Source organism: Marinagarivorans algicola (assembly GCF_001292705.1).
Classification (GTDB): Bacteria; Pseudomonadota; Gammaproteobacteria; order Pseudomonadales; family Cellvibrionaceae; genus Marinagarivorans; species Marinagarivorans algicola.
Window position 1 is genome coordinate 1 of the sequence record NZ_LGAK01000047.1, and the last position, 16822, is coordinate 16822.

Sequence of the window (16822 nt, forward strand, 5' to 3'; positions counted from 1 at the left end):
ATTGCAGTGGGAGTAGCTAGCTTAGACAGCAATGCTGATGGTGTGATTAGTATTACCGAAGCCGGTGGTACCGATGCTGCAACAGCTTATGGCGCCAATGGCTTTGTGGCCGCACTCGAAAGTGACGACAGCTTAAGTGCAGTAGCACTCGACAGCGCTACTGATACCGACGGTGATTTACTGCCCGATTACTTGGATTTGGACAGTGATAACGACGCTATTAGCGATTTAATGGAAAGTGGCAGTCTCGTTTTTATCGCGTTAGATACCGATAACGACGGCAAGCTCGATAGCATTAATGCCGTAGGCTTGGATGGTATTGTTGATGCCGTGCAGTCAGGTAGCGATTCGAATGTGATTAGTCATTTGCCAGTAGATACTGATAGCGATCGCGTCCCCGATTATCGCGATTTTGATGCAGATAATGATGGTATTAGTGATCAGATTGAAAATACCTATGCTCAAAACAATGGTGATACCGATAACGACAATATTTTAGATTTCCGTGACTTAGACAGTGATGCTGATGGCTTGCCAGATAACACCGAAGCGCAAACTACAACCAGCTATATTGCGCCCTCTAATACCTATGATGATCAGGGTTATGACCTGAGTTATAGCGATGGGCTATTGGTTGTGAACAGTGATAACGACGGTTTACCTGATTACCTTGATCGTGATAGTGACAATGATACGTTGAGTGACACACAGGAGGCAGGGCTTATTTTAGCGGGCGTTGTTGGTATGAACGGATGGGATCAGGCCATAGAAACTATGGATGATTATAACGATGTGAATGGCACTATTAATACTCCAAATGCACTGCCTAATCACAATAATACCGGTGATATTGATTATCGCGAAGATGATATCCCTACAGTGATGATCCAAAACGTACCGGCTTCAACAACGGGCGCGTTCACTGCAACCTTGCAATTTAGCGAGTCAGTCACAGGGTTTACCGTAGAGGATATTTTAGCGAATCATGCTGAGCTAACAGATTTTACGGTACTCAATAGTCATACCTACGCCGTCACAGTTGCGCCAAATGCCGCTTTAGTATTAGCTGGTAGTGGCACAATCACATTAGATATTGCCAATGGTGCAGCACAAGATGCTAGCGCCAATAGCAATATTGCAGCCCTACAAGCGCTCAGCGTATATGATAATGCCATGATGCCGAGTGTCACTATTGCCGATGTGCCTGCTACTATTACAGGCGCTTTTACCGCCACATTACAATTTAGTGAAAATGTGGCAGGCTTTAGTTTAAGCGATGTTACGGCGACGAATGCTGAGCTTTCAGATTTTATCGCTGTTGATGGCGATACCTATACCGTGCTTGTTACGCCGCATGAAAGTCTAGTGGCAACAGGTACTGGTAATATTATCTTGAATGTAGACAGCGCCGTTGCACAAGATGCTGGCAACAGCGCCAATTCAGCGGCTCAACCAGTGGCTAGTGTTTATGATAATGCGAAAGCCCCAGAGGTCGTGATTCAAGATGTGCCAGCAACAACAACACGACCATTTGCAGCGACGGTACAATTTAGTGAAGCAGTCACTGGGTTTGAGCTAAGTGATATCACGGCGATCAATGCCAATTTGTCTAATTTTATCGCGGTGGATGGCGATACCTATATCGTAGATGTTGAGCCGAATGCATCTTTAGTAGCAGCAGGAACCGGCACTATCACATTAGATATTACCGCCGCTGTTGCGCAAGATGCTGGAGATAGCGATAACCTCGCGGCACGCCAAGCGCTCAGTCTTTACGATAATGCTATTGCGCCACAAGTGAGTATTGAAAATGTGCCTATTACCACTACTGGCACATTTACCGCCACACTGCAATTTAGTGAAGCGGTGACAGGCTTTGCTGTAGATGATATTGCTGCTACTAATGCGAGCCTGACTAACTTTACTGCCATTAACGGAACAACTTATACGGTGGATGTCACCCCAGACGAAGATTTAATGGCTGTGGGGTCAGGCAGTATTACCCTGGATATAGCCGGTGGTGTCGCACAAGATGCTGGTCATCTTGAAAATACAGCAGCCGTTCAAGCCGCTTCATCCTACAGCGCTGTACAGATTAGTATTAATACAATTGCAGGCGATGACATTATTAACGCGCTTGAAGACGATGCCCATCTGATGATTACTGGTACAACCACTAACGTTGAAGATGGCCAAGCTGTAACAGTATCACTCAACGGGAAAACCTATACGGGTATTGTCACTGATCAAGCTTGGTCAGTCACATTACCTGCCGAAGATGCTCAAGCTTTAGGTATTACTGAAGTCGTTACCGCAGATGTCTCTAACCTTGCTGGTGATACGGCTGAGTCCGCGCGTCGTAACGTCTCACATACTGTATCGACCCCTTTAATTGGCATAGATACGATTTCGGGCGATGACATTGTGAATGCCCTCGAAGATGATAGCCCCGTCACCATTACAGGAACAACCAATAACGTAGAAGCTGGCCAAACGGTTACCGTGGGTATTAATGATGTCACCTACACCACTACGGTGAGTGAGGGTCGTTGGTCAATAGTTATGCCAGCGAGCGATGCTCAAAGGCTAGATATGCGTGAAACAGTCGTTGCCGATGTCACAAATATTGCACAAGATGCGGCTCCGCAAGCAACTCGTGATATTCAACATACTGTTATTTTACCGAGTATTAGTCTTGATGTGATTGCTGGCGACGATACTATTAGTGCTATCGAAGATAATGCTGATGTGATAATAACCGGCAGCACAGCAAATGTAGAATCTAACCAAACAGTACAATTGGTGATTAATGATAAAACGTACTCAGGAGTCGTGACCGAGGGAACTTGGGCTATCACGCTACCAGCGGCTGATGCACAAGCGCTTGCAGCAATCGAAACCGTGGTTGCTAACGTTGCTAATAGAGCGGGTGATGCGGCGGTACCTGCGCGTCGTGATATTAGCCACTCAACCTTTGACCCTGCTGCAGATGCGGATGGTGATGGTTTGCCCAACCTACTTGATGGTCAAGGTGATAGCGATGGTGATGGCATAGCCAACTACCTCGATCCTGATAGCGATAACGACGGCATTCCTGACGGCATTGAAGCAGGTATTGTGGCCACAGATAGCAATAATAACGGCATCGATGATGCCTTTGATGCTGAAATTTTGCTCGCTGTAGACAGTGATGGTGACGGCCTTGCTGACCTTATTTTACCGTTAGATAGCGACGGCGATACAGTGCCTGATTACCTAGACCTTGATAGTGATAATGATGAAATTCCTGATGTTATTGAAGTCGGGGATATCGCTAATCAACCAGTAGATACCGATGGCGACGGTGACTATGACTTCCGTGATAGAGATAGCGACGGCGATCGCTTAGCTGACACTCTCGAAGCGCATGGCAGCCCTCTACTACCACCAGATAGCGACAACGACGGTTTAGCTGATTTTGTTGATGTGGATAGCGATGGCGATGGCATTCTGGATACACTCGAAAGCTTAAATGTACCTGCCCCTTTAGGAGTGGATACTAACGCTAATGGCTTGGATGATGCGATTGACGCTGCTATAACCGGCGGTGTCGATAAGAACGAGGATGGTGTCGATGATCGCTTTGAGCCGCTAAATACCGATGGTGATGACTTACCCGACTATTTAGATTTAGACTCCGATAACGATGGCATTACAGATCAACAAGAAAATCAAATTGCTTACGTAGAACCAACGGTTGATAGTGACGGCAACGGTTTGATTGATAGTCTTGATGTTGCCTTAACCCTGGGTGACGATGACAATAGCAATGGTATTGATGATCACTATGAGGTAACCGATACCGATGGCGATGGCGTGTCAGACTTTCAAGATCTCGATAGTGATAATGATGGTTTGCCCGATAATATTGAAGGCGATGTGGATACTGATGGCGACGGCCTCTCAAATTATCGGGACCTAGACAGTGATAACGACTCTTTAAGTGATGCTCTAGAAGCTGGTGATAACCCTGCAGCGCCGCGCAATAGTGATGGCGATAATGAGCCCGATTACCTTGATCTCGATAGCGATAATGACCATTTATTAGACAGTGAAGAATCGAGTGGGGGCCAAATTATTGATAGCGATAGTGATGGTGTTCCCAATCACCGAGACGGTGATTCTGATAATGATGGTATTACTGATCTTAATGAGAATGCGGTCATTATTAGTAAAGACAGTGATGGCGATGGCATTGCCGATCGCTTTGATGCGGATGCCAATAATGACGGCCTATTAGATGATGGTAAAATAGATGTAGATACAGACGGCATCAATGATGCCGTCGATGCGGATATTAATGGCAGCATACGCGCAGATCTCGATGCAAACGGCATTATTGATACCGCCAACAGCATCGATAGCGATGGTGACGCAATACCCAATGTACTTGATATTGACAGCGATAACGATGGCGTGCCCGATCTCGATGAGGTGGGTGGTTTTGATCGCGATTTTGATGGCGATGGACGTATTGATGGCGAAGATATTAACGGTAACGGTGTCGTTGATACTGTTGATAATGCTTTAGGACAGCTGCCTTTATTAGCGATGGATACCGACGGCGATGGTCGTCCTGATCTGCTTGATTTAGACTCTGATGGCGACGGGCTCACTGACCTGAGTGAGTCAGGCTTGTCCCTATTGGATCCTGATGGAGACGGTAGGGTGGGTACGGGTTCATTTGCCGATAATAACGGTAATGGATTAGGTGATTTAGCCGATCCTTTTGTGGGCGGTGAGCGTGCAGAGTTTATCGATAGGGACTTTGATAATATTCCTGATACGCGCTCGCTGGATAGTGACGGCGATGGTATCAGCGATTTAATTGAGGCTGCCGGTAGTGAGTTAGCGCAGCTTATAGACCCTGATGGTGACGGAAAAGTCGGCAGTGATGGTGCTGAGTTACTCGACAACAATGACAATGGTATTGCTGATTCGTTAGAAGGTTCTGATAACAACGTTGAGGCACGCTCACGCGTCGATGCTGATCAAAACGGTGTGCCAGATGTTGCGGAGCAATACCTTGAGAGTATTCAAGTGCAATTACCCTCACAACCTGTGAATCCTATCAGCGGTATGGTCGACCCTGACCAAGCCGACTTTGATCGCGATGGTTATCCTGATGTGATTGAAGTCCGTTACGGTGGTGATCCGCTTAATGGTGCCGAAGATGATCGTGATGGTGACGGGATACCTGACTGGGTAGAAAACACGGATATAGATGGTGATGGGAGTAGCGATAGCGATAATGACGGTTTTAATGACTTACTCGAGCAAGTGATCGGTACCGATTTACTTTCAAGTGATACTACCGAAGCGCTATTTGATGCCGCAAAGAGCTATCTACTCAGTGCTAATCGCTATGAAGGGCGCTCAGTCAAGCCTGTCATTTGGATTGACATAGCACAAGCCGGTGATGAGGTGATCAACATAGCCGCCGATAACGGAGCAGTTAGCTTGGTAGGTCGTATTGGTAACTACCATGTGTTTGGCGACCCTCGCGATCCAGATACGGTACCGCTGTACTCTTGGAGTAGTCGCGATACCTCTTTAAATGCAGCTATCACAGGCACTCATAATGCGGCAGTACTCATGTTAGATCCTAGCGCGCTAGCACCGGGGCTTTACACTGTGACATTAAGTATCACACTGGCGCAACATGAATCGATTACCGAACAAATTATTGAGGTTGTCACGACACAGGCCTTGCGTGATAGTGATGCCGATAGACATCCCGATATTGCCGATGATCACAGTGCTGATATGGGATATTTGACTACCGTGCAAACAAAGAGTGGGCGTTACTTAAATGCCGATAGCCCCGTCAGCGTTGAGGGTAGGCTTTTTAGCGATAAAGCCGTGCGATTAAGGGCAGGGCAATTAGCGCAAGCAAACCGTGCACAAGGCATTGTGTTAACACAAACGGAGCTTAATCATGCTGTAGAGCAATTAGTTGATCGCGGTTACAGTGCGGTATCGCCACAAGATACTGAATATAGCTATCAACACATCTACGATTATGAAGTGATTAACCTCCCTTACGTGGGTGCTAGTGCACGCATTATTATTCCACTGAATACGACCATTCCAACGGGTGCGGTATTGCGCAAATATGCACCGTTAACGGGCTGGCAAGATTTTACGATCAGTGAAACCGATAACTATGCAACATCAACGTGGGAAGATGGCAAAGAGGGGGTTTGTCCTATCGCAGGGAGTAATGCCTATCGTACAGGTTTAAACCCTGGCCATGAGTGCTTACAGCTTACAATCATTGACGGGGGATTAAACGACGGAGAAAATAACGATGGTGCGAATGAGGATGGCCAAGGGGATGTCAATGGCTTGATCAAAGATCCAATAGCGATAGGACTACCAATAATATTACCTGTCGCCGAAGAGCCGCCCGCCGTTGCCCCTGTTGCAGTCGACAAAGGTGAAATAGAAACCGGCTTGCGTGGTGGTGGGGCTTGGGGCTTATGGAGTCTATGGTTACTGCTGTGCTTACTACTCATGCAATCGGTCATTAAAATTCAGCAACACAAACAACAATGCAAATCGATATCCTTTTAAAGCGACGATTTAATATGGCGAGGCCCAGCATGGATGCTGCATTTACACAGCTCGCAGCTGCCTAGGCTTTAATGCGTTCTACATTTAGCCCTCCAGTATTTAGGCATAAACCACAAGGGCTATATCGCATACTTATGTTATTGGGATACGCTTTACCGCTCAGTAAGACGTATCTCAAGTATGGAAAGTAACTACAGAACCTTGACAGTGTGATGTTTCTCAACAGAGTCCGCACAACTAGAGATAAAGTAAAATAAAAAATCAGTCTTATTAAATAAAGAAAGAGTGCACCTAGATTCACCCCTTACTTCCGGTAATTGTGATTACCGGAAGTAAGGGGTTGTTAAGATTAAGGAGGTTTAAGCTTATAACCACTTATATGTTATGTCGGTCTTTTAACGTCGAACTTAGCGCCTATTTGACTGTAAGCGTTGCCGCCGAGTCGTGCTAAGGGATCTAAGGCTTCGGGATCTATGATTAGGCGACTATCAGGGTTATTTAAGTACTCTTCACTATTGGTTATTGTGTCGTCGATGTACAGCTGCTTTATTTCACCATATACAATCGTTTGTGGTGCATCTCCAATCTCGTGTGAGCTATATAACCTACACGCCATGGCCACTTTGCAATTTTGTAGCCTAGGTAAATTAAAACCTGGAAATTCAGCTAACATGAGTGCTTGCTTATCGATTTCCGACTGCCCATAGTCCAATGTTTGCGCGCTTGCATTGAGATCATCCACTTGATTTGTGCTGGCAATATGGACTACAAAATGCTTATGTCGGAGTATGTTTTTGGCAGTATCTTTGGTTTCACCTGCATCCTTCCCCGAAGGTTTTTTGCCTGCCGACAGCATAATCAATGGTGGGCTACTGCAGATACCGGTAAAAAAAGAGTAAGGCGCTAAATTGTAATTATATGGTTCGCCGCTTTCTAGGTCTCCGTTCGGTGTTAATACCCACGCTATAGGCCTAGGTACAATGCATTGCACCATAGCGAAGTATCGTTGTGCAGACGTGAGTTTAGTGAAGTCAATAATCATTGAATAACCCTGTTCGACGTTTTGTGAGTAAATAAACAGTATTTGTGGCTAAAAAGCAGGTGGTATTAAGTTAAGATACTGGCTTAATAACGGTTAGAGCTTGTGAATTACAGTGAGTAAAACAAAAAACATCTTATCGGTGAGTCAACTAAACCAAAGTGCTAAGCGTGCGTTAGAGCAAAGCCTGCCCAGTGTTTGGGTTCAGGGCGAGCTCACTAATTTAGCGCAACCTAGCTCTGGGCACTGGTATTTTACACTGAAAGATGCGCGTGCTCAGGTGCGTTGCGCAATGTTTCGGAATAAGAATATCGGCATTCGATCGCCCATTCAAGCCGGCGATCAAGTTCTTTTGCAGGCCAATGTGAGCCTTTATGAGGGGCGCGGCGATTATCAGTTAATTGTTAATAATTTACAAAAAGCCGGGTTAGGTGATTTGCACCAGCAGTATGAGGCGCTTAAAAATACCTTAATGGCCGAAGGGCTATTTGCGGAGCAAACCAAGCGCCCTCTTCCGCCAATGCCAAAAACGATAGGTGTGATTAGCAGCCCTACTGGTGCCGCAGTGCATGATATTTTATCGGTGCTTAAACGACGCTATCCACTGGCCAATGTCATTATTTACCCAGCACAAGTACAAGGTACCGAGGCCCCTCAAAGCCTAATCAAAGCACTGGGCCTAGCCAATAAGCAGTTACAATGTGATGTTATTATTCTAGGTCGAGGTGGCGGTAGTCTAGAAGATTTATGGGCCTTTAATAACGAACAGCTTGTGCGCAGCATTTATGCTAGTTTAATTCCGATTATTAGCGCTGTGGGTCATGAGGTAGACTTTACTCTCGCTGATTTTGTCGCTGATGTACGCGCCCCTACTCCTTCGGCTGCCGCCGAAGCAGCAGTGCCCGATATTCAAGCCCTGCGCACCACTTTAATAGAGAAGAAACGACAGCTATATAAGCAGATCAACACATCTATTGTCGATAATAAGCGACGCTTAGACTTGGCCTCTATTGCTCTTCACAACCCACAGCAAGCCTTGCGGAACCATCAGCAACGCTTAGATTTTTACGAATTGCGGCTACACAAAACTATCCACATGGCTATAACATCAAAGCGTACAGCCTTTAATGCCCAGCTTCAGCAGCTCAATAGCAATAACCCTAAGCAACATTTGCAGCAGATTAAACAAAAAAAGAAGCAGCTACTTCAGCGATTACAAAAAGCCATCTGTGCCCTGCTCGACCGCCGGCGCCAGCGCTACATGAATCAGGTAGCGCTATTAAACGCTGTTAGCCCACTGAATACGCTGCATCGCGGATATGCGATTGCGCGCAATGCACAAGGCTGCGTTATTAGCTCGGTCGAGAATGTTCAGCCAAACACTCAACTGCGTATCACTTTGCAAGATGGCATACTCGAAACTCTCACGCTATAGCAATATTTATACTCTAACAATATTCACGCGGTGATAATACTAAATCTTTATTGACTCGGTACGTCTATACTTTGGTAACTGCCTATTATTTCATCAACAGTTTAGAGAGTTAAGCGTGCCTCACACCCCTCAAAAGCATCGAATACTGACACTCATAAGAGGACGATTAAGAGCTGACTTTCACTTATCTGTTGTGTGTATTTTGGGTGTTTTTGTTACGCTTACCTTGTCACCATTTGTGGTTTTTAGGGCTTTAGAGGGCCAGTGGATTATATTTTTCCTTGACTTGTGTATGGTGATTGCAACGATAGGCATCGCCTCTTATGGCTGGCTAACCCGAAACAGCCAAGCTGCAGCGATGATAATGGCTACGAGCATTAGCTGCGGGTTTGTATTAACGACTTTTAATAATAATGAGGTGTCACCGTACTGGCTCTATGCAATGGTATTGTTTTCGTTCTCCTTGGTACCTCCTCGCCATGCTGCCCTACTGAGCTGTTTTGGCTTTTGCGCAGTTATCACACACCCAAGTACATTCCCGTCCATTGTTCACGTCACAACCTTCAGCATAACATTAGGCGCAACAGCATTATTTTCGTATATTTTTGCCAAACGTAATGAGTATCAACGTCAAGCATTAGTAGAAATTGCGAGAACCGATGTACTTACTAATATCGGTAACCGTAGAGCATTTAATGAAGAGTTTGCAATCGCTCTAGCTAACGTCAGACGACTGAAATATCGCATAGCCGTTGCCTTACTCGATATTGATTATTTTAAATCCATTAATGATAACTATGGTCATGAAAGTGGCGACAATGTGCTCATGGCCATGACCGAAGTGATTAAAAACAATATTAGACCCCAAGATCGGTTATTTAGGGTCGGTGGTGAAGAGTTTTGCCTAATTATTACCAACATAGAAGAAACGCCTGTTAAAGACAGTATGAATCGATTGCGTAAAGTCTTAGCTCATAGCCAGCTTATCGCCCATAAACAAGTGACGGTATCTATGGGAGTTACACATATTACTGCCAAAGACAGTTTAGAGTCATGCTTGAAGCGTGCAGATGAAGGCTTATATGAAGCCAAAAATAACGGTAGAAATCAGGTGGTTTACAAGGGGCCTTACTAATTGGCAATGAGTAATCCTAGGTATTGCCACCCTGAGGTATTCTTTTTTAGTGCTCAACTTCCGTTAGTCGATATTGAGCCAATAGCTCATCAATTATGAGCTATTTCGGCATAAAAATAAGGCCCACTATTCACCTGTCTTTTTCGCATATAAAAGAGTACTTATCACTAAAATCTAAAAAATTGTGTATTTTTAACCAAAATAACACCTTTTAATAACGCTTTTTTCGGTTCGCTTTAGCAATAAATCAGTAACAAAATGTATTTTGATTTCTCCCAAATCCAAGCCTAAAGTTATAAATACCAGATGTGGGAGCTTAAATGATTCAATGTGGGACATTAAGGCGTTAAGTTTACAGCTCCCCTACTCTAAAATGAGCGCCACTCAAGTCGATATTGGCTTATAGAGAATCAATAGCTCTTATACAGCTATCTTATTGAACACTTATATGCTCGTTTAAATTGTTATAGATAAGCATGTTTTACTAGAAGATCGAAGCGCCTATGTCTGCAATTCATTTCCAACTCTTTGATATACCTCTAATAGCAACAGTCATAGAATGCTTTTTAATTGCACTTCTAGTTAAAGCGATCCCAACACCGTCCGTTTTATCTAGGCGATTGCTTGCTTTTTTCTTTTTGGCAATCGCCATTGATTCTCTCTGTATGCTACTCATTTGGAATACAGGGTTGCGTGAAGAGCTACAAGTACTCTCTCCTCTGACTATTGCATTAACGACATTGGCACTGATGACAAAGGGCCCACTTTTGCTGTTCTATATCAAAACAATATCATCTGAACATTACACATTTAAAAAGCACCATATTTGGCACACGCTCCCCATTGCGTTTAGTTTTTTAGTCGCTATTGCTTTTGCGCTTAATACTCAAAAGCTCACAACTCCTATCGAAGCGCATATTAACAATTGGGGCACCTTTTTTTGGTGGACATGTGTACGTTTGAGCCCTGTGATCTATGGTGCAATAGCGCTTTATAGTATCCGCAATTTATCATCACTTTATGACACTCATTACAGCGGCGGTGAATATTTAGATGCTAAATGGCTAAGGGTTTTACTATTCGGCTTTTGCTTGCAGTGGTTTTTAGGCTTAACAGTGCATATTGCTGGGCAGTATTTACCTAACGGCATGGCTAGTCACTTTGGTCAATCTAGTGATTTTATTGCCTTTGTGCTGATTAATATCTTACTTTTGTATTCGTTTACCATCATCAAACGGCTTATCCCGATTGTAAACCCACTGTGCCAATTAGATGAAAAAGAGAACTTGATTCTACAGAGGCAACCCATAGCACCTTCACGGGTGCATGACTCACAGCAGTCGGCAGCACACGATGCCTCACAGGCAAAAGCAGAGCCTGTGCAGCCACACATCGCACCACCTACACCGACTCATGCTGTAGTGCACAGCCCCTCATCCAAACAAACGTATAGTCATGCCCCATTAGCTGATGCTTCTATATCAGCTAGCAATCCGGTTAAACTATCACAAGATGAAAAACGACTCGCTAAAATTAAATTGTTAATGGAGGAAGAGCGTGCTTACATCAACCCAACCATTAACTTACAGCGCTTTTCGCGAGCAGTAGGGGCGCCGTCAAAAGAAGTATCTCGTATTATTAACGCGACTTATGAAATGAATTTTTCAGAGTTTGTGAACTCTTACCGGATTAAAGAAGCACAAGCACTTTTAGTGGACCCGCACTATATTAATAGTCCTATTTCAGAGATTATTAATCTATCGGGCTTTAACAGTAAGTCAGCGTTCCACCGCTTTTTCAGTCGTTTTACAAATGTATCACCGACTGAATATCGTCAAAAAGTGCTCGATGAAATGCCGCCTAAAGTCAGCGAACCAAGCTAACACGTAGCGGTATGTGGCCTCATAGGCCATTGTTGACGAGTCGCTTACTCCTCCCCACGGCAGTGGTTACTGCGATGGTGACAATATTGGCTAGGGTTACCCACTTACTGACACGTTAACGCCTGTGTATCAATTTGCGCAACATTAAGGTTTCACTTCGCAGCACAAAGCTTTAGTATGCCGCGCTACTTTTCATGATTAAGGTTTAGCGCCAGTTGATGGCAAGATTTTTATGGCCAATATACATATTGTTGTCGGCAGTGTAATGGGTACAGCACTTATGGTTGCTGAGCATTGCAGTGCCTTGTTATCACCACGTCACACTGTTCGAGTTACCCAAAATTTTATCCAAGGCCAGCTCAATTCCGACGAGGTATTACTGGTTTGCACCTCTAACACGGGCGTGGGTGACTTACCACAGACTATAGCTCCGCTCTTTCAGCATTTAACATGTGATTACCCTGCTATCGCCGGCATGCGTTATGGCGTGATTAATCTAGGCGATAGTAGCTATCCAAGTTTTGCTCTGGCAGGTCAAAAATTAGACGATGCACTGGCCGATATTGGTGCGTTACGCCTTGGTGAGCCACTAGTTATTGATAACGCCAGCGGTGAAGATCCTCACGTTTTAGCTGCTGATTGGTTACAAAGATGGGAGCAGCTTTTATGAATAATAGAAAGCCGATAGGCCTGTTTTACGGCAGCTCCACATGCTACACACAAATGAGTGCAGAAAAAATCAGTGCTGTCTTAGGGGACGAGCATGTTGATATTTTTAATATTGCTGACGAACCTTTAAGTACTGCACAATTTTACTCGCACCTCATTTTTGGCATACCCACGTGGGACTATGGCGAGCTACAAGAAGACTGGGAAGAGGTGTGGCCTGAGCTTGATGAACTAGACCTCAGTCATGCAACCGTCGCACTTTATGGGCAAGGTGATCAAGAAGGTTACCCCGAGTGGTTTTTAGATGCGATGGGCTTTTTGTATCACAAGCTCAAGCATGCTGGCGCCAAACTTGTAGGGTATTGGCCTGTTGAAGGGTATAGCTTTGAAGGCTCTAAAGCATTAACTGATGATCAAACACACTTCGTGGGTTTAGCGCTCGACGATGAAACGCAATTTGATCAGTCTCAAGCACGCATAGAGTTGTGGTGTAGTACTTTGCGTAAAGCTTTTACTGCAAATGAATAATGACGCGCTACACCCTCCCACTATTACGTGGGACGATAGAGGTCAACCCAAGTCAGTTGAATTTGATGACTTCTATTTTAATACTGATAGCGGCTTGGACGAATGCCGCTATGTCTTCTTAGAAAAAAATAAACTGCATAGTCGCTGGCAGTCATTGACTGATGAGTCGATTAACAGGCAAGGCCTTACGTCATTTACAATTGCCGAAACAGGGTTTGGGACTGGGCTTAATTTTTTAGCTGCTTGGCAGCTTTGGCTTCACAGTGCGCCACATCATGCATCGCTGCATTTCATCAGTATCGAAAAATACCCTCTGAGCCATGCGCAAATGGCACAAGCGCTTGTACTCTGGCCCGAGTTAAAACCACAAGCCGATGCACTTTTGGCACAATACCCCTTAAACCTTGATACGCACCCACAGCGAGTCCATCGATTACACTTTCATGGCACCAGTACCAGCGGTAGCGTGACATTAACACTTATTTTTGATGATGCCCTTGAGGGCTTAAAGCAATTACTGCCCTGTTCTGGCGCAACGCCTTGTGTTGCTCTGCAGCAAGCACATTACTCGGCGAATGCTCAAAAAGTTGACGCGTGGTTTTTAGATGGCTTTTCACCCGCTAAAAACCCTGCTATGTGGCAACCTGCACTTTACGCATTACTCGCACAGCTCAGCAAAAAAGGCACAACACTCGCAACCTTTACTGCCATTAAAAGCCTTCGCGAAGGCTTAGCCGATGAAGGTTTTAGTGTACACAAAGCCACAGGGTTTGGTAAAAAGCGAGAAATGGTAACGGCCGTGTATCACCGCAGTCCACCCCGCATCACAGCATCCGAGGCCGCCGAAATCATTGAACCCAATGCGCGCTTAACTCAGCCTAAAGCTTCGCGCCAACGCGCGCAAAGCGCTACGATTCCTAGCGCTAACTGGCATCTTACACCAACGCCAGAACACACCGCCATGGTGCAACGCATTGCTGTCATTGGCGCAGGCTTGGCCGGTAGCCACACCGCCTACGCCCTAGCCAAGCAAGGGTTAGATGTGACCGTATTCGACGAAGGCGCTATTGCTAGCGGCGCCAGTGGTAATGCTCAAGGCGTTATTTATACTCGCTTTTCGCATCAACGCGATACACTGGCCGACTTTAATCATTCCGCACTCCCCTTTGCCGACCACTTTTATAGCAACCATAACGACTATGCGCGCTTTGGTGCACGCACAGGCGTTCTGCACTTAGCCAAGAATGCTAAGCAACAAGCTTTACAACAAACGATTGCCCAGCAATACCGTTTAACCGAGCCGTTAGCTAACAACATGGGTTTTAGCCCTAGGCAAAATACGGTGCAATGGTGCGATCCCAATGCTGCGGCTACATTGGCCGGAGTCCCTTTAGGCATAGGGCTTGGAGGTTTGTATACACCTTACGGCGGTTGGCTGCAACCGAGCAAGGTGTGCCAAGCGTTATTAAGCCACCCCAACATTCAGGTGCACTGTGATACCAAGGTGCAATCACTTAAACCGTTCAATACTGGCTGGCAGCTAGAACTGTGCAAGAGTAGAGAGCAACAGCAGGTGATGACAGACATCGCGCATGAAGAACACGCTTTTGATGCCGTAGTGATCGCCAATGCCCACAGCGCTACGCAGTTTAGTCAAACTCACTATTTACATTTAAAGCCAATTCGCGGGCAAATTACGCAAGCGATATTACCTACCAGCCATACACTACATATCAAAACGTGTATTTGTGGTGATGGGCATGTGGCACCACCACTGCTAACATCTGAGCAGCAGGCTCCAAGTGACTTATCCAGCATTACATTTGGGGCCACATTTTCACCCAAAGACTCCTCCCCCCAAGTTACCTCGCAAGACAACACTGCCAACCTTAAAATGCTGTCCGATCTCATACAATTACCGGCCAATTTACATCTTAATTCACTAAAAGGTCGCGTCAGTTTTAGGTGCACAACTCGGGATTACCTGCCTTTTGTTGGTCCTGTTGCGAATGCTCCTTTGATGTTACAAGCCTTTAGCCGTTACACAAAAAACAAATACGCGATCATCGATAGTCCTGGGCAGTACCATCGCAATTTATTTGTCAATGTGGGGCATGGCTCAAGAGGCCTTGCATATACACCACTATGTGCAGAGTTGTTAAGCAGCGTAATCCTTGGAAATGCATTGCCTATTAGTCAAACGCTGTATAAGCAATTACACCCTAGCCGGTTTTTAATCCGCGATTTAGCCCAAAACAAAGTCCCTTTACCGTAGTAATATTTACGAAATATATAAGGGTGCTATTTAATGATTACCCGGACTCTTTCATGGCGACCAGCGATACCCTGCCCACGAGTTATAGTGATTGCCACTGATCTAATCAGTCTCTAGTTCGAGAGCTGGCGCTTTTGCTAACAATTGCTGCGCAAAAGGGTCGGCCGCTTCAATATAACGCATAGCCGATTGCACATCTTTCCAGCCCACATACTCCATCAACGACTTAGTATCCCAGCCTTGCGCATTAGCCCAGGTGGCAAATCCTCGGCGTAAGGAGTGGCTGCTGAACAACTGCGCATCATCAATACTCGCCTTTTTACAGCACTGCTTAATAATGCCTAAAATACTGACTGGGTGTAGCGCCTGGTCTGACAAATGCCCCCAGCGGCTAATCGAGCGAAAAACAGGCCCTTCATGAATATGCGCAGCATGCACCCAATCAAGGTAAGCCTCAACGGGGCAGAGTTGTTTGAGCGCTGGTGCACTATAGTGTCGCCCTAACCGTGAATGATCGCCTTTACTACGAGGCACAAAAATTTTCATCCCCTCACCCGCTGTCGCTTCAATGTGCTCGACACACAAACGAGCCAGCTCGTCACTTCGAAAAGCTCGCCAAAAACCCATGAGTAATAAGGCTTTATTGCGAATAGCTTGCAGCGCTTGTGTGCGCTCTTGGTTTTGAGTCGCACCATCTAATGCCGCCACTAACTGCGTAAGATGATTCAGTGAAATAGGCTTAGCTTGCTTCGGGGTTACAGGGTGCAACTCGGCAATCCCTTTAAGGACTTTTCTAACATGCGGGGCTTTGGTTGGGTCAGGAAACCCTTGATCTCTATGCCAAGCGGCAAGACCTGCCAGCTTTTGTCGCAAAGTATTCACCGATAAGCGCTCGGCGTAACACACCAAGTAGCGGGCCACACTATCGGCCGTTGCTGGCAAAAACCCTCCCCAGGATACCTCAAAATGCTCAACCGCAGCGCGGTAACTTTTACGGGTGTTATCACGTGTTGCCGCGTGAAGGTAATCATCGATATTGGCCAAACAGTAACTCCTTATTTGCCATGGGTGTGCCTGTATTTATTAGCGCTGTGCTTATTGGTGCTGTGCTTATTGATGTTGTACTTCTCAGTGTTGTACTTCTCGGAGCTAGATGACTCAGGGCTCTTTTCAGCGCTAGTTTAACGTAACCGCGTACTTAATCGGCAATATTAAGCCTTGCTGGGTCTTGTATTTTTTTCAG

At 45.5% G+C, this 16822-nt stretch carries 9 protein-coding genes; 7 read left to right on the forward strand and 2 right to left on the reverse strand.

Going from position 1 to position 16822, the window contains the following annotated elements:
* The first annotated feature begins 42 nt into the window (after positions 1 to 42).
* A complete protein-coding gene (locus AC438_RS13525) occupies positions 43 to 6615 on the forward strand; it encodes an Ig-like domain-containing protein (RefSeq protein ID WP_238376400.1) in 6573 nt (2190 codons plus the stop codon).
* A 382-nt stretch (positions 6616 to 6997) separates the two neighbouring features.
* Here AC438_RS13525 and AC438_RS13530 read toward each other — a convergent pair whose 3' ends face one another.
* Positions 6998 to 7657 carry a flavin reductase family protein gene (locus AC438_RS13530; protein WP_053981803.1) on the reverse strand — a complete coding sequence of 220 codons (660 nt, stop codon included), beginning with the start codon at positions 7655 to 7657 and terminating at the stop codon, positions 6998 to 7000.
* Between the two features lie 112 nt (positions 7658 to 7769).
* On the opposite strand from AC438_RS13530, the gene xseA reads away from it, so the two are divergent.
* From xseA to mnmC1, 6 genes are all read left to right on the forward strand, one after another.
* Positions 7770 to 9089, forward strand: a complete 1320-nt coding sequence (gene xseA / locus AC438_RS13535; RefSeq protein WP_053981804.1) for an exodeoxyribonuclease VII large subunit — start codon at positions 7770 to 7772, stop codon at positions 9087 to 9089.
* A 115-nt stretch (positions 9090 to 9204) separates the two neighbouring features.
* Positions 9205 to 10224 (forward strand): GGDEF domain-containing protein, encoded by a 1020-nt coding sequence (locus tag AC438_RS13540; RefSeq protein ID WP_156317085.1) that lies wholly within the window; start codon positions 9205 to 9207, stop codon positions 10222 to 10224.
* Positions 10225 to 10727: 503 nt separating this feature from the next.
* Positions 10728 to 12107 carry a helix-turn-helix domain-containing protein gene (locus AC438_RS13545; RefSeq protein ID WP_082354171.1) on the forward strand — a complete coding sequence of 460 codons (1380 nt, stop codon included), beginning with the start codon at positions 10728 to 10730 and terminating at the stop codon, positions 12105 to 12107.
* A gap of 232 nt (positions 12108 to 12339) precedes the next feature.
* The gene (locus AC438_RS13550; RefSeq protein WP_053981807.1) at positions 12340 to 12777 is read left to right on the forward strand and encodes a flavodoxin domain-containing protein; all 438 of its coding nucleotides are present in this window, start codon (positions 12340 to 12342) and stop codon (positions 12775 to 12777) included.
* The gene (gene fldB, locus AC438_RS13555) at positions 12774 to 13304 is read left to right on the forward strand and encodes a flavodoxin FldB (RefSeq protein WP_053981824.1); all 531 of its coding nucleotides are present in this window, start codon (positions 12774 to 12776) and stop codon (positions 13302 to 13304) included. The genes AC438_RS13550 and fldB overlap by 4 nt, the downstream gene beginning before the upstream one ends.
* Positions 13297 to 15579, forward strand: coding sequence for an FAD-dependent 5-carboxymethylaminomethyl-2-thiouridine(34) oxidoreductase MnmC1 (gene mnmC1, locus AC438_RS13560; RefSeq protein ID WP_053981808.1), 2283 nt, complete (start codon positions 13297 to 13299; stop codon positions 15577 to 15579). The genes fldB and mnmC1 overlap by 8 nt, the downstream gene beginning before the upstream one ends.
* 102 nt (positions 15580 to 15681) lie before the next feature.
* Here the strand turns inward: mnmC1 and AC438_RS13565 are convergent, their stop codons facing one another.
* A complete protein-coding gene (locus AC438_RS13565) occupies positions 15682 to 16623 on the reverse strand; it encodes a site-specific integrase (protein ID WP_053981809.1) in 942 nt (313 codons plus the stop codon).
* Positions 16624 to 16822 lie beyond the last annotated feature (199 nt).

What these genes read in the sequence shown, in the direction of transcription:
- AC438_RS13530 (WP_053981803.1), bottom strand. Translation starts at nt 7,657, where the DNA reads ATGATTATTGACTTCACTAAACTCACGTCTGCACAACGATACTTCGCT.
- AC438_RS13545 (WP_082354171.1), top strand. Translation starts at nt 10,728, where the DNA reads ATGTCTGCAATTCATTTCCAACTCTTTGATATACCTCTAATAGCAACA.
- AC438_RS13550 (WP_053981807.1), top strand. Translation starts at nt 12,340, where the DNA reads ATGGCCAATATACATATTGTTGTCGGCAGTGTAATGGGTACAGCACTT.
- fldB (WP_053981824.1), top strand. Translation starts at nt 12,774, where the DNA reads ATGAATAATAGAAAGCCGATAGGCCTGTTTTACGGCAGCTCCACATGC.
- mnmC1 (WP_053981808.1), top strand. Translation starts at nt 13,297, where the DNA reads ATGAATAATGACGCGCTACACCCTCCCACTATTACGTGGGACGATAGA.